The sequence below is a fragment of the Rathayibacter sp. AY1E3 genome (genome assembly GCF_002932235.1).
Taxonomy (GTDB): Bacteria; Actinomycetota; Actinomycetes; order Actinomycetales; family Microbacteriaceae; genus Rathayibacter.
In genome coordinates, this window is record NZ_PSVN01000003.1 from 183394 (window position 1) to 196183 (window position 12790).

Below are 12790 nucleotides of genomic sequence, written 5' to 3' on the forward strand. Positions count from 1 at the left end.
CGGGCGGTCGGCACCCGCGGGGGCGTCGGGATCCGGCGCCACGATCAGTCGCGCGGCAGCGGCTCGACGGGCTGCGTCTCCCCCGACGCCGGAGCGGCGGCGGCGGCAGGAGCGGCAGGAGCAGCAGGAGCCTCACCGGCGGCGGGAGCAGGGGTCTGCTCCTCCCCCGCGGTCGCACCGATCAGCCCGGCCACCCGCGCGGCCACGGCCTCGGGGTCGGCGAACAGCTCGAAGTTGTGCACCCGCAGGTAGTGCCAGCCCAGCCGGCGCAGCAGCTCCGGACGCAGGCGCAGCGACACGCGCAGGCTCTGCGTGCTCACGTCGCGGTCGGTCTCGACCACCACGGCACGGGTCCCGTGCGCGGCGACGAGGGCCAGCTTGCCCTTGTGCCCGATGTTGACCCGGAGTCCGCGGCGCTCGAGGCGCGCGGCGAGGTCCACCAGCATCGGCTCCGAGTAGTCGTCGCGGTCGCTCGGCTGGACGCGGTCCTCCGCCTCCTGCAGCACCTGCGCGAGCGCGACCATGCCGTAGCGCATGCGCGACTCGTCGATGTCGCCCGGGCGGAAGCACGAGACGATGTCCATCGAGCGGCGGGCACGGGTCATCCCGACCGCCAGCAGACGCTCTCCGCCCGGCTCCGCGAGCGCGCCGAAGTTCGACAGCAGGCGACCGTGGGGCGTCCGGCCGTAGCCGATCGAGAAGATGACGCGGTCGCGGCTCTGCGCGACCGACTGCTCCAGAGTCACGACGGCGAAGGGCTCGGGCCGATCGCCGAGGATGAAGTCGCTCAGGTCGGTGCGCTTGGCGAAGGCCGTCAGCACCGCCTGCTGCACCCGCACGGCGTGGCGAGGGCTCGCGGTGATGACCATCAGCGACTCGCGCGGACGGATCACGGCGTGCTCGAGCACCAGCTCGACCACCTTCGCGACCTCGGCGTCGACGGACTCGACGGCTCCGGAGTCGTTCTCGGGCATGCCGTGCCCGCTCGCGATGTAGTGGAAGCGGAGCGAGTCGTGTCCGAGGAAGGAGCCGGCCCAGGGCAGGGAGTCGATGCGGCCGCCGTAGAAGCGGCGGTTGACCAGCTCGGCCAGGTCCTCGCCGCCCGCGCGGTAGCTGCGGGTGAGCGTGACGGTGTTGAGCAGCTCGCCGAGTCGGGCGAGCGCCGACTGGGCGTGCAGCGCCTCCACGTCGGTCCGCGAGGCGGTGGAGCCGAACTCCGGCGTCTCGTCGACGCGCAGGCCGAAGGGAGTGGGGGTCTGCGTGACCGGGTCGCCGAACGCGACGACCTGCTTGGCCCGGCGGATCGCTCCGACGTTCTCGGCCAGCGTGGTCGCCCCGGCGTCGACGAGGAACACCGCGTCGAAGGTCGTCTCGGTGCCGATGCGGTGCACCTCGTACGGCGAGGCGAGCCAGGCCGGAGCGAGCACGCGCGAGAGGTGCGGAGCCGCCTTCTGCAGCTCCTGAGGGGTCGTCGCCGCCTCGGTGCGCAGCAGCGCGCGCAGCGCGTCGCGCTCCTGCGGCCAGTCGACGAGCCCGATCTTCCAGGTCTCGGAGAGCTTCCAGGCCAGCAGCTCGGCGCTCGAGGCGGCGTGCGCCTCGTCGACGAGCTTGAAGTCGGCCTCGAGCCGGTCGAGCACGCTCGTGTTGCCGCCGAGCAGCGCACGCTCGTCGGTCAGCATGATCTCGAGCGCCGAGCGCCACCAGGCCAGGTCCAGCTCGCCCGCGACCAGCTCGGCCGGCACGTGGCGGCGCGAGAGGTCGGTGAGCAGCGGGTCCAGGCCCCAGTCGCGCAGGGTGGCGAGGAGGGTCGTCCGCTCCTGGAGGTTGGCCAGCACCTCGCTGTCCTCGGCGAGGCCGGACACCATCGAGGCCAGCTCGGCGAGAGGGAGCGAGGCGAGCTGCAGGTTCGTCCCGCGGCGGCCGAGCGGCTCGTCGAGACGGCTCAGCTGGTCGGTCACCTGCTGGTAGGCCACCTGCACGTCGGCGACGCCGACCGGGACCTCGGGGATCGTGCCGGCGACCGCGTAGCGCTGCCACAGCGTCCGCTGCTGCTGCACCCGGCGGAGCGCCGCGTTGAGGTCGGTGACGTGCGCGCCGGGACGCAGGTACTCGCGGGCGAGCTTCTTCAGGCGCCGGCGGTTGGTGGACGACATCTCGGCGGCCTCGCGGCGCGGCGAGGTGGCGACGATGAGGTCCTGGATCGAGCGGTCGAAGACGGCCGGCTGGAACTTGTCCAGCGTCTCGCGGACGTCCTGCAGCAGGCGCAGGTAGATGCCGAGCTCGGCGACCGACTCGAACGGGCGCATCCGCGTCTGGCCGATGACGTCCTGGGCGCGGTCGAGCAGGCGCGGCAGGTCGCGCAGGTGCAGGCGCTTGGCCAGCTCGTGGGCGATCTCGGCGTCGGCGGTGGAGTCGAACTGGGCCCCGTACCAGGGCGAGTCGCCCGGGCCGTAGCGGAACTCGCCCAGGCGCGCCGACTCGATCAGCATCCGGGTCGCCTCGGGGCGGCTGTGCGCGAGAGCGGTGACGGAGCGGCGGTCGAGGCGGGCGGCGGTCGACGGGGGCGTCCGCAGCTGCGAGAGGCGGGCGAGCTCCTCGAGGGCCTGCAGCGCCGAGACGCCGAAGCTCTCGTCGCGCCGGGAGAGCGCGCCGCGGTAGTCGAGCAGCACCTTCCGCAGCCGGAGCAGGGCGTCGTCGATCTCGCTGACGGAGGGGCGCGCCGCCTTCTCGTTGCGGCCGATCGACTGGATGAGGTCGCGCCGGAGCGTGCGGGGCCCGACCGCGATGCCGCCCAGGCCCGCCGAGAGCAGGCGCTGGTGGATGCTGTCGAGGCTCGACCGGCGGGCGCTGACGACCAGCACGCGCTTGTGCTGGGCGGCCAGGGCGCCGATCGCGTTGACGATGGTCTGGGTGCCGCCCGTGCCGGGAAGGGTCTTCACGACGAGCGAGTTGCCGGCCGCGATGTTCGCGATCACCTGCTCCTGCTCGGCGTCCGCGTCGAGGAGGAGGTTGTCGGTCGCCGGAGGACGCTCGTCCTGCGGGATGATCGACGCCACCTTCTGCGACTGCTGCAGCGCCCGCTTGGCGGCCGGGTTCCCGGCGACGGCGTCGAGGACGGGGTGCTCGAGCATCCGGGCGTCGCGGAGCATGTCGCCCGCCACGTCGGCGAAGCTCGAGACCACGAGGCGCGGGTGCACGGCGAACCACGGCAGGTGCGAGGTCAGGCCGCGCAGCTGGTCGATGACCGGCTGCGGCTTGAAGACGCCGTTCTGCACGGCCAGCTCGACGAACTGCTCGGGGTCGATCGTGATGCCGAACTGCTGCTTGAGGGCGCGCGCGAGCTGCGGGTTGAAGTAGGGCTGGCCCTTGAGCTTGAGCTCGAAGTCGCGGCCGTAGCGGCGGATGGCGAGCGGGCGGAGGAGCACGGGAGCGGTGAACTCCGTGTCGCCGGCGCGCCACTGGGCGAGGCCGATGGCGAGGTGGACGCCCTCGATGCCGCGGACCGAGCGCAGCTCGATCCCCTTGTCGGTGATCGCGCCCGCGGCGTTCTTCGCGGTGCGCAGGGCGAGCTCGTCGCGGATGAGCGAGGAGAGGAGCGTCGTCTTGCCCGAGATGAACGGGGGCAGCCCGCCGGGGTGCGTGGTCGAGAGCTCGATGCGCGTCCGGGGCGAGTCCACGAAGTGGAGCAGGGGCGACGGACCGCCGACCTTGGCGAGCTCGTCGCGCCACGACTGCCACACCGGATCGGCCACGTTGCCGCCCTGGTAGCCGGCCTCGCCGCTCGTCACCTGCACGGGAGAGGTCGCCGTCGGGGAGAGCCGATGCGCGGACGCCTCCCCCTGGTCACCGGATTCGGGTGAGGTCGCCACCGGTCCGGCTCCTGGGAAATCGTCGACTCGTTGCACACGGACACCCTAAACCGGGCACCTCCGAAAGGCCGTAGCGACGCGGGTCGGCGGCACGGCACCTCCGTACGGCTCACCGGGCCGGAGCATCGGAGGAACGCGGAGCCCAGGGTCGGATCGGCGAGCGCGCCCGCCCGATCGGGGCGGGCGGGGGGCTCAGGAGGGCCAGACGGCCAGGGGCGGCGCCGTCTCGACCCGGCGCTCGTCGCCGACCACGCGGATCCGGCTGCTCACGCGGTCGTGCCCGGCGGCAGCGGCGACCGCGGTCATGACGAGCTGAGCGTGGTCGCGCGCGAGATGCCCGAAGGCGCTCCGCAGATCGACGGGACGGCCGGTGGCGAGCGACACGGCGATGCGGGCGACCGCCTCCTCCGAGAGGTCGAGGAGGCACGCCTGCTCGGCGAGGACGGCGAAGTCGATCCGCGGCGCGGCCTCCGTGGCGGCACCGGCCGCCCACGGGTGCTCGGGGCGGAGGCATCCGGCGCGGACGAGGAGCTGCTCCGCGGCCTCGAGGCCGGGCCCGGCGAGGACGGCGATCATGCCGCGGTCCGCTCGGCGCGGCGCCCGGAGGCGCGGACCCCGACGGACACGACGGCCGACAGCAGGCCGGCGACGCCGGCGATCAGCGGCGCGAGCCAGCCGAGGACGCTCACCTCGTCGACGTCCGTGCCGAAGTACTGCCAGTGCGCGATGGCGTAGACGAAGAGGGAGAAGAAGCAGAGCGCGACGCCCGTGAGCGCCGACACCAGGTCTGCCGGACGGACGAGGGGCTCGTGCTCCGCCGAGGCGGCCTGCTCGATCGCGGGCTCGGAGAGGGCGGCGGCCGGGACCTGCGGGAGGGTCGCGGTGGCGGGGTGCTGCGTCATGTCTCCGAGGCAACCAGCCGCGCGGTGTCACGGTCGTCACTCGCTGGCATGACGTCCTGAGCCGAGCGGATGGTGGCGCAGTCGGCCGGTCAGGGAGCGACGGGGACGTCCGCTCGGGCCGGTCGGCGTCCGAGCGACGACTGGAACCGCAGCAGGTACCCGTCGGGATCGGCGACCACCAGCTGACGGACGCCCGCCTCCTCCGCTCCGACCCGGTACCAGCGGGTCTCGAGCGGCGAGAACAGCGGCGTCCCGGCCTCGGCGAGCGCCGCCGCCGTCCGGTCCGCGTCGTCGACGTGCAGCTGCAGGTTCATCCCCCGGCCGAGCGGGCGCTCCAGCGGTGCCGCGATCCAGTTGCGGCCCCGCTCCGCCTCTTCGAGCATCACGTGCGCGGAGCCGAGGACCAGGTACGCGAAGCCCTCCTCGGGCCGGGCGTAGTGGATCCGGAACCCGCAGGGACCGCACCAGAACCCCAGGCTCCGGTCGAGGTCGGCGACGAGCAGCTCGGGGACGAGATCGGGATCGGCCATCCGCGCGGTCTACGCCTCGGCGCCCTCGGGGCGCTTCGTGCGGCCCGGGAGCAGGAGCAGGCCCGAGACGCCCACGACGATCAGCAGGATGGCCGCGACCGTGACGAAGGAGGCCAGCGCCAGCACGGGCATGATGATCGTCAGGACGCCCGCGATGACCGAGGCGATCCCTGCCGCGATCGGCAGCCACGCGGGGCCGGCGACGGTGCGGCCGCTGGTGATGCTCGAGACGCCGTCGAGGATCCAGCCCGCGCCGATCACGAGGCCCAGGACGCTCAGCGACTCGAACGGGTTCGACAGGCACAGGATGCCCGCGACCAGGATCAGGGCGCCGAGCAGGCCCGCGAGCCAGCGCACCCGGGCATCGAGCCGCGAGGCGGTGAAGGCCAGCAGCAGGCGGAAGACGCCCGCGGCGATCAGGTGGATGCCGAAGACAATGGCGACGGTCAGCAGCGTCGGACCGGGGATCAGGACGGCGATGACGCCGAGCACGATCGCGATCAGCGAGACGGCGATGATCCACCAGCGCTCGACGGAGGTGCGGGACATCGTGGGCGCGGCGGTCTCGGACATGGCGTTCCTTCGCGTCGGGGAGTGCGGACCCCTCGAACGTTAGGGCACCGGGGCGGGGTGGCGCGGGGCCTTGCGCCCGCCCGCCCGAGGACGCAGGTCAGTGGCGCGATCCGGTGCGCGCCGCGGCACGGTGCCGCCGCACGCGGCGCACCACGAGCGCGAGCAGCAGCACGCCGAACGCGCTGTAGATGATCGCGTCGAGCACGCCCGCGTACTGGTCGACGAGCTCGTACTGCGTACCCAGGGCTGCGCCGAGGCCGATCAGCAGGCCGTTCCAGACGCCGGAGCCGAGGATCGTCAGTCCCGAGAACAGCAGCAGGTTCATCCGCTCGGCCCCCGCGGGGAGCGAGATGAGGCTGCGCACGCCCGGGATGAGGCGACCGAAGAGGACCGCCCAGGTGCCGTGCCGGCGGAACCAGCCGACCGCCTTCTCGAAGTCCTCGCGGTCGACCAGCGGGAGCTTGGAGAGCAGGCGGATCGAGCGCTCCGTGCCGATGCGGTGGCCGAGCGCGTAGAGGATCAGGCCGCCGAGGTAGGCGCCGAGGGTCGCCGTGATCACGACCAGCACCAGGTTCATCCGGCCCTGCTGGGCGAGGAAGCCGGCCAGCGGCAGCACGAGCTCGCTCGGGATCGGTGGGAACACCGTCTCGATCAGCGTCAGCAGGCCGACGCCCGCCTCTCCGAGCGCGGCGATCACCCGCGCGGCGACGCCGACGAGCCCGGAGAGCTCGTCGATGCTGTCGGAGGAGGAGGCGGTCGCCACGGAGGCGGGGGCGAGGGCGAGGGTCGCGATCGTCATGACTGAGAAGCTACTCAGTCCGCGGAGCGCGCACCTGGGAATCCGGCGGCCCGCTCAGGGGCGGCCGGTGAGCACGACGGTGTCCGATCCCTGCAGCCGCACCTCGACCGAGGCGATCTCGGAGAGCGGGAGCCCGGTGGCGAGGCTGGGCTCCATCGTCGTCCCCGGCGCGCTCGTCCACGATCCGACGGCCTCGGTGCCGCCCGAGGTGTCCGTGACGTAGAGGACGTAGCCGGCCGAGCCCGCGTACTGCTCGGCCGTGTCGGCCCAGCTGCAGTCCATGTCGATCCGCGTGCCCCACTGCTGCGGCACGAACCGCACGGAGGCCTCGACGGGGACGCCCGGAGCCGCGGCGAGCGAGACGGTCGAGCCGACGGTCTCGACGGGGGCGAGGGACGGGCCGATCGCGAGCGGCAGGGCGACGGCGGCGGCGGCCGAGACGCCCGCGGCGGCGAGCACCAGGCCCGCGATGCGCAGCCGCGTCCGGCGGCGGACGGAGTCGGTGGCCGCGGCGAGGCGGGTCAGCAGTGCCGCCGGAGCCGGATCGCCGGCCGCCTCCGGCTCCTCGACCAGGCGCATCGCCTCGTCCTGGGGCAGGTGGGCCAGCAGGCCCGGCAGCGGGACGAACTCGGCGAGGGACTCGCGGCAGCCGGGGCAGGCGCGCAGGTGCAGCTCGTACTCGCGGCGGTCGGCGGCGGTCAGGGATCCGAGGAGGTACGCGGCGTCCCAGTCGCGGAAGGGGTCGTCGTGCCGGACGTCGGAGGAGGGGTCGCGGTTCACAGCTCCGTCACCCCCCGCTCCTGCAGTGCGAGCTTGAGGGCCCGCATCCCGTAGTGCATCCGAGACTTGACGGTGCCCGGGGCGATCCCCAGCAGCGCGGCGATCTCGGTGACCGTGCGGCCGCCGTAGTAGGCGTGCACGATGACGGCGCGGTGGTCGTGGCTCAGTCCGCTGAGCGCGTCCGAGAGCAGCCAGGCGTCGAGCACCTGGTCGGTGCGGTCGGCGGTCGGGCGCTCGGGGACCTCGTCCGTGCCCAGCTCCCGGGCGTAGCGGGCGCTGCGGCGGTCGTCGATGACGAGGTTCCGGGCCACGGTGTAGAGCCAGGAGCGGGCGGCGGCCTCGCCCTGGGCGAGGATCTCGGGGTGCTTCCAGGCGCGCAGCAGCGCCTCCTGCACGACGTCCTCCGCCATCTGGCGGTCGCCGGTCAGGCGCAGCACGAACCGCCAGAGCGCGCTGGCGTGCTCGTCGTGCAGCGCACGCAGCATCTGGGCCTGATCCTCGGACATCTCCACCTCTTCCTGCACCAACGTAACGGGGGCCCGAACGGTTCAGCCGGTTCGCGCGAGCGGCCGCACTCTGGTACTCCGGAGTCGATGACCTTCCCCGATGCCGACGACGCCGCCCGCGTGCGCTCCTTCCTCCGCGACAACCGCTCGCGGATGCTCGACGACGTCCGGCACCTCGTGATGATCGAGAGCCCCAGCGACTCCCTCGAGGCGCTCGGCGAGCTGCACGCGTTCCTGGTGCACTGGGTGGGAGAGCGGCTCGGGCACGACGCCGACGTGCAGCACCGGCGTGCGCAGGACGCGCCGACCGCGACCAGCTGGACCGTCCCGGCGAGCGGCGGCGCGAGACCGCACCGGGGCACGCGTCCGTTCGTGGCGCTGCTCGGCCACTACGACACGGTGTGGCCCCTGGGCACGACCCGCTCCTGGCCCTTCGCCGTCGACGGCGACCGCCTGAGCGGACCGGGCAGCTACGACATGAAGGCCGGGCTGGTGCAGATGGTGTGGCTGGTGGCCGCGCTTCGCCACGCCGGCGTCCCGCATCCGGCCGTCCGCCTGGTGATGAGCGGGGACGAGGAGATCGGCAGCGCCGCCTCCCGCCCGTTCCTGGAGCGGCAGTGCGCGGGCGCCGACGCGGTCCTGGTGTTCGAGGGCGCGATCGGCGACGCGGTCAAGACGGCGCGCAAGGGCATCGGGCGCTTCGTGATCGACGTGGTCGGGGTCGAGGCGCACGCCGGGGTCGAGCCGGAGAAGGGGGCGAGCGCGATCCACGAGCTCGGCTCGCTGATCCCGCGGGTGCTGGCGATCGCGCGGGAGGAGGAGGGCACCTCGGTCAACATCGGAGTGGTCTCCGGCGGCTCGCGGGTCAACGTGACGACGGCCCGCGTGCGCCTGGAGCTGGAGGCGCGGATCCGCGGATCCGCCGAGGCCGCCCGCGTCGAGGCCGAGCTCGACGCGCTCGCCGCCGCCGACCCGCGCATCCGGCTGGAGGTGCGCGGCTCCTGGGAGCGGCCCGTCTTCGAGCGGACCGCCTCCGTCGCCGCGCTCTACCGCAGGGCCGAGCGGGTCGCGAAGCGGATCGACGTCCCCCTCCGCGAGATCGCGGTCGGCGGGGCGAGCGACGGCAACCTCGTCGCCGCGCTGGGCCTGCCGGTCCTCGACGGGCTCGGCGCCCCGGGCGAGGGGGCGCACGCGCGCAGCGAGGCGATCGGCATCGAGGGCATGCTGGAGCGGACGGCGCTGGCCGCGCTGCTGGTCGCCAGCTTCGGCGACGAGCACTGACCGGCTGCAGAGGAAGGACGAGCGGATGACCCTGAACGAATCGCGCCCCGTAGGCGTCGTGATCGAGGCTCCGGCCGCGGAGGTGTATGCCTTCGTCTCCGACCCGGCGAACCTCCCGCGGTGGGCCGCGGGCCTCGCCTCCTCCGCGCTCGAGCAGGTAGACGGACGCTGGTTCGTCGACTCGCCGATGGGCCGGGTCGAGGTGCGCTTCGCCCCGCAGAACCCGTTCGGCGTCGCGGACCACGAGGTCACGCTCCCCGACGGGACGGTGGTGGACAATCCGCTCCGGGTGCTCGTGAACGGGGACGGCGCCGAGGTGGCCTTCACCGTGCGGCGGCGCCCCGGGATGAGCCTCGACGACTGGGACGAGGACTGCGCGCGGGTCGCGGACGACCTCGAATCGCTCCGGCTGCTGTTCGAGCGCGGGGCGCTGTAGGTTCGTCACAGCTCCGGCGCAGGGCCGGCACCCGTGAGAACGAGGACGCGATGACCTCCCCCGATCGTCCGAGCACCCGCCCCGCAAGCGGCATCGAGCTCAACGGCCTCGACACGATCCGGGAGTCGGAGCGGCACGGCCGCCCTCGCGACCTGTTCTGGCCGTGGTTCGCCGCGAACGTGTCCGTGCTCGGGCTGAGCTACGGCTCCTTCCTCCTCGGCTTCGGCCTCTCCTTCGGGCAGGCGACGCTCGTCAGCGTGATCGGGATCGTCGTCTCGTTCCTCTTCTGCGGTCTGGTCGCCGTCGCCGGCAAGCGCGGCTCCGCCCCCACGATGGTGCTCAGCCGGGCGGCCTTCGGGGTCGACGGCAACCGCCTCGTCTCGGTGATCTCCTGGCTGCTCACGGTGGGCTGGGAGACGGTGCTGGCCTCCCTCGCGGTGCTCGCGACGGCGACGGTGTTCGAGGAGTTCGGCTGGGACGGGGGCGTGCTCACCAAGGTGGTCGCGCTGATCGTGGTCGCCGCGCTCATCGTGATCGCCGGGATCGCCGGCTTCCGCCTGATCATGCGGCTCCAGCTCGCGATCACCGTCGCGACCGCCGTGCTGACCGTGGTCTACGTCGTGCTCGTCCTCGACCGGATCGACCTCGCCGCCGTCGGCGCCCTGCCCGCGGGCTCGGCCGCCGCGGTCATCGGCGGGCTCGTGTTCATGATGACCGGCTTCGGGCTGGGCTGGGTGAACGCCGCGGCCGACTACTCCCGCTACCTCCCCCGCGGTGCCCGCACGAGCGGAGTGATCGCGTGGACGACGATCGGCGGAGCGGTCGCGCCCGTCGTGCTGGTGGTCGTCGGCCTGCTGCTGGCCGGCTCCTCGCAGGAGCTCTCGGACGCGATCGCCGCGGACCCGATCGGAGCGCTCGCCGGGATCCTGCCGACCTGGTTCCTGCTCCCCTTCATCGTCGTCGCGCTGCTCGGCCTGATCGGCGGGGCCGTGATGGACATCTACTCCTCGGGCCTGGCGCTGCTCAGCACGGGGCTCAAGGTCTCGCGGCCGGTGGCCGCCGGGATCGACGGCGTGCTGATGGTCCTCGGAGCGGTCTACGTCGTGTTCGTCGCGGGCGACTTCCTCGGCCCGTTCCAGGGCTTCCTGATCACCCTCGGCGTGCCGATCGCGGCCTGGCTCGGCGTGTTCCTCGCCGATCTCCTCCTCCGCCGGCGCGACTACGACCAGGAGGCCCTGTACGACTCCCGCGGCCGCTACGGCAGCGTCTCGGCGGTCCCCGTGGCCCTCGTGCTGATCGGCGCGATCGTCGGCTGGGGCCTGGTGGTCAACTACTCCCCCGGGTTCGAGTGGGAGGGCTACCTCCTCGGCCCGCTCGGCGGCCGCGACGGCGACTGGGCCGGCGCCAACCTCGGCGTCCTCGTGGCGCTCGTGATCGGCTTCGCGGGAACGCTCGCCCTCTCGCGCGGGGCCGTCCGCCGCCAGGAGGCCTCGGCGTGAGCCTGCTCGTCGCCATCGACCTGCAGCACGTCTTCGCCGACGCCGAGTCGCCGTGGGGATCCGGCGGATTCGAGCGCGCGGCCGAGGGGACCCGCCGGCTCCTCCCGGCGTTCGGCGAGCGGGTCGTGACCACCCGCTTCGTCGCCCCGGAGCGGCCCGCCGGCGCGTGGATCCCCTACTACCGCGAGTGGCCGTTCGCGCTCGTCCCCGAGAGCGACCGGCTCTACGAGCTCGCGGCCGGGTTCGAGGGCCACCGCACGATCACCGCCACGACCTTCGGCAAGTGGGGGCCCGAGCTCGAGGCCGAGCTCGACGACTCCCGCGAGCTCGTGCTCACCGGCGTCTCGACCGACTGCTGCGTGCTCTCGACGGCGCTGGCGGCCGCGGACGCCGGAGTGCGGGTCAGGGTCGCCGCGGACGCCTGCGCGGGCGCCTCCGAGGCCGACCACCAGCGCGCGCTCGACGCCATGTCCCTGTACGCGCCGCTGATCGAGATCACGAGCGTGGACGCGGTGCTGGCGGACCTGCGCGACCGGGGCTGAGACCGCGGTCGGGACGCGACCCGCTCGCGCCGGTCGGCCCCGCGCGTCGCGGGGCGACCCCGTCACCCGGCATGATGTCGGCATGTCCTCCACCGACGAGCGCGTCAGCCCGGCTTCCCGCACCCTGGTCATCGGCGAGGCGCTGATCGACATCGTCGAGCGCGACGGCAGCGCCACGGAGCACGTCGGCGGCTCCCCGGCCAACGTCGCCCTCACGCTCGCCCGACTCGGGCGGCCCGCGACCCTCGTCACCGACATCGCCGACGACGAGCGCGGCCGCCGCATCAGCGCCCACCTCGAGGCCTCCGGCGTGGAGGTCCGGCACGGCGACTCGGAGCGCACCAGCACCGCTCGGGCGGTCCTCGCCGCGGACGGGTCGGCCCGCTACGTCTTCGACCTCTCCTGGAACCCGCCGGCGGCGGACCCGGAGGGCGCCTCCCACGTCCACACCGGTTCCATCGCGATCTTCCTCGAGCCGGGCGGATCCGCCGTGCTCGAGCTCCTCGAGGCACTGCCCGCCGGAGTGACGGCGAGCGTCGACGCGAACATCCGCCCGGCTCTGGTCGGCGCGCACGCCGAGGCGCTCGCGCGCTTCGAGCGGATCGCCGCCGCGTGCGAGGTCGTGAAGCTCAGCGACGAGGACGCGGAGTGGCTCTACCCGACGATGCAGCTCGACGAGGTCCTCAGCCGGCTGCTCTCCCTCGGGTCGCAGCTCGCGGTCGTCACCCGCGGCGCGGAGGGACTGCTGCTGGCCTCGGCCATGACGCGGGTGACCGTGCCCGCCGCCCGGATCGTGGTGGCGGACACGATCGGCGCCGGCGACTCCGCGATGGGCGCGATCCTCGACGAGGCGTTCCGCCAGGGCCTCGGCGCCGCGAACGGGATGCTCCTCGACGGCCCCGCCCTGCACGCGATCGGCCGTCACGCCGCGCACGTCGCCGGCATCACGACCTCCCGCTCCGGCGCGAACCCGCCCACCCGCGACGAGCTCTGAGGACCGGGGGCGGACCTTCTGCAGGACGCCCCTGGTGCTCGCGTCGGGACGCGGAGATACTGGGCGCACCTCGACGGAA

Annotated in this window: 13 protein-coding genes; 5 read left to right on the forward strand and 8 right to left on the reverse strand. The window is 73.7% G+C overall.

The window, feature by feature from the left end:
- Nucleotides 1–44: 44 nt before the first annotated feature.
- The 8 genes from C5C53_RS03765 to C5C53_RS03800 form a co-directional block, all read right to left on the reverse strand.
- Entirely contained in the window at nucleotides 45–3869 is a 3825-nt protein-coding gene (locus tag C5C53_RS03765; protein WP_374954331.1) for a DEAD/DEAH box helicase, read from the reverse strand.
- Nucleotides 3870–4061: 192 nt separating this feature from the next.
- Nucleotides 4062–4445 carry a hypothetical protein gene (locus C5C53_RS03770; RefSeq protein WP_104246713.1) on the reverse strand — a complete coding sequence of 128 codons (384 nt, stop codon included), beginning with the start codon at nucleotides 4443–4445 and terminating at the stop codon, nucleotides 4062–4064.
- Entirely contained in the window at nucleotides 4442–4771 is a 330-nt protein-coding gene (locus C5C53_RS03775; RefSeq protein WP_104266860.1) for a hypothetical protein, read from the reverse strand. Before C5C53_RS03775 ends, C5C53_RS03770 begins: the two co-directional genes overlap by 4 nt.
- An 89-nt stretch (nucleotides 4772–4860) precedes the next feature.
- A complete protein-coding gene (locus C5C53_RS03780) occupies nucleotides 4861–5301 on the reverse strand; it encodes a VOC family protein (protein ID WP_104266861.1) in 441 nt (146 codons plus the stop codon).
- A 9-nt stretch (nucleotides 5302–5310) separates the two neighbouring features.
- Nucleotides 5311–5874 (reverse strand): HdeD family acid-resistance protein, encoded by a 564-nt coding sequence (locus C5C53_RS03785; protein WP_104232862.1) that lies wholly within the window; start codon nucleotides 5872–5874, stop codon nucleotides 5311–5313.
- A 97-nt stretch (nucleotides 5875–5971) separates the two neighbouring features.
- Complete coding sequence (locus C5C53_RS03790) at nucleotides 5972–6673, reverse strand: DedA family protein (RefSeq protein ID WP_104225072.1); 702 nt, start codon at nucleotides 6671–6673, stop codon at nucleotides 5972–5974.
- Between the two features lie 54 nt (nucleotides 6674–6727).
- Entirely contained in the window at nucleotides 6728–7453 is a 726-nt protein-coding gene (locus C5C53_RS03795) for an anti-sigma factor (RefSeq protein WP_104266862.1), read from the reverse strand.
- Nucleotides 7450–7959: a sigma-70 family RNA polymerase sigma factor gene (locus C5C53_RS03800; protein ID WP_104225070.1), complete on the reverse strand. Its 510-nt coding sequence runs from the start codon at nucleotides 7957–7959 to the stop codon at nucleotides 7450–7452. Before C5C53_RS03800 ends, C5C53_RS03795 begins: the two co-directional genes overlap by 4 nt.
- A gap of 87 nt (nucleotides 7960–8046) precedes the next feature.
- Between C5C53_RS03800 and C5C53_RS03805 the strand changes: the two genes are divergently transcribed.
- From C5C53_RS03805 to C5C53_RS03825, 5 genes are all read left to right on the forward strand, one after another.
- Entirely contained in the window at nucleotides 8047–9240 is a 1194-nt protein-coding gene (locus C5C53_RS03805) for a M20/M25/M40 family metallo-hydrolase (protein WP_104225069.1), read from the forward strand.
- A 25-nt stretch (nucleotides 9241–9265) separates the two neighbouring features.
- Nucleotides 9266–9676, forward strand: coding sequence for an SRPBCC family protein (locus C5C53_RS03810; protein ID WP_104266863.1), 411 nt, complete (start codon nucleotides 9266–9268; stop codon nucleotides 9674–9676).
- Between the two features lie 50 nt (nucleotides 9677–9726).
- The gene (locus tag C5C53_RS03815) at nucleotides 9727–11175 is read left to right on the forward strand and encodes a cytosine permease (protein ID WP_104266864.1); all 1449 of its coding nucleotides are present in this window, start codon (nucleotides 9727–9729) and stop codon (nucleotides 11173–11175) included.
- A complete protein-coding gene (locus C5C53_RS03820; protein ID WP_104266865.1) occupies nucleotides 11172–11717 on the forward strand; it encodes a cysteine hydrolase family protein in 546 nt (181 codons plus the stop codon). The genes C5C53_RS03815 and C5C53_RS03820 overlap by 4 nt, the downstream gene beginning before the upstream one ends.
- A gap of 82 nt (nucleotides 11718–11799) precedes the next feature.
- On the forward strand, nucleotides 11800–12711 hold the full coding sequence (locus tag C5C53_RS03825; RefSeq protein WP_104266866.1) for a carbohydrate kinase: 912 nt from the start codon (nucleotides 11800–11802) through the stop codon (nucleotides 12709–12711).
- The last annotated feature ends 79 nt before the right edge of the window (nucleotides 12712–12790 follow it).

Excerpts from the sequence above, each read along its gene's own strand:
- C5C53_RS03770 (WP_104246713.1), bottom strand. The coding sequence starts at position 4,445 with ATGATCGCCGTCCTCGCCGGGCCCGGCCTCGAGGCCGCGGAGCAGCTC.
- C5C53_RS03775 (WP_104266860.1), bottom strand. The coding sequence starts at position 4,771 with ATGACGCAGCACCCCGCCACCGCGACCCTCCCGCAGGTCCCGGCCGCC.
- C5C53_RS03780 (WP_104266861.1), bottom strand. The coding sequence starts at position 5,301 with ATGGCCGATCCCGATCTCGTCCCCGAGCTGCTCGTCGCCGACCTCGAC.
- C5C53_RS03785 (WP_104232862.1), bottom strand. The coding sequence starts at position 5,874 with ATGTCCGAGACCGCCGCGCCCACGATGTCCCGCACCTCCGTCGAGCGC.
- C5C53_RS03790 (WP_104225072.1), bottom strand. The coding sequence starts at position 6,673 with ATGACGATCGCGACCCTCGCCCTCGCCCCCGCCTCCGTGGCGACCGCC.
- C5C53_RS03800 (WP_104225070.1), bottom strand. The coding sequence starts at position 7,959 with ATGTCCGAGGATCAGGCCCAGATGCTGCGTGCGCTGCACGACGAGCAC.
- C5C53_RS03805 (WP_104225069.1), top strand. The coding sequence starts at position 8,047 with ATGACCTTCCCCGATGCCGACGACGCCGCCCGCGTGCGCTCCTTCCTC.
- C5C53_RS03810 (WP_104266863.1), top strand. The coding sequence starts at position 9,266 with ATGACCCTGAACGAATCGCGCCCCGTAGGCGTCGTGATCGAGGCTCCG.
- C5C53_RS03815 (WP_104266864.1), top strand. The coding sequence starts at position 9,727 with ATGACCTCCCCCGATCGTCCGAGCACCCGCCCCGCAAGCGGCATCGAG.
- C5C53_RS03825 (WP_104266866.1), top strand. The coding sequence starts at position 11,800 with ATGTCCTCCACCGACGAGCGCGTCAGCCCGGCTTCCCGCACCCTGGTC.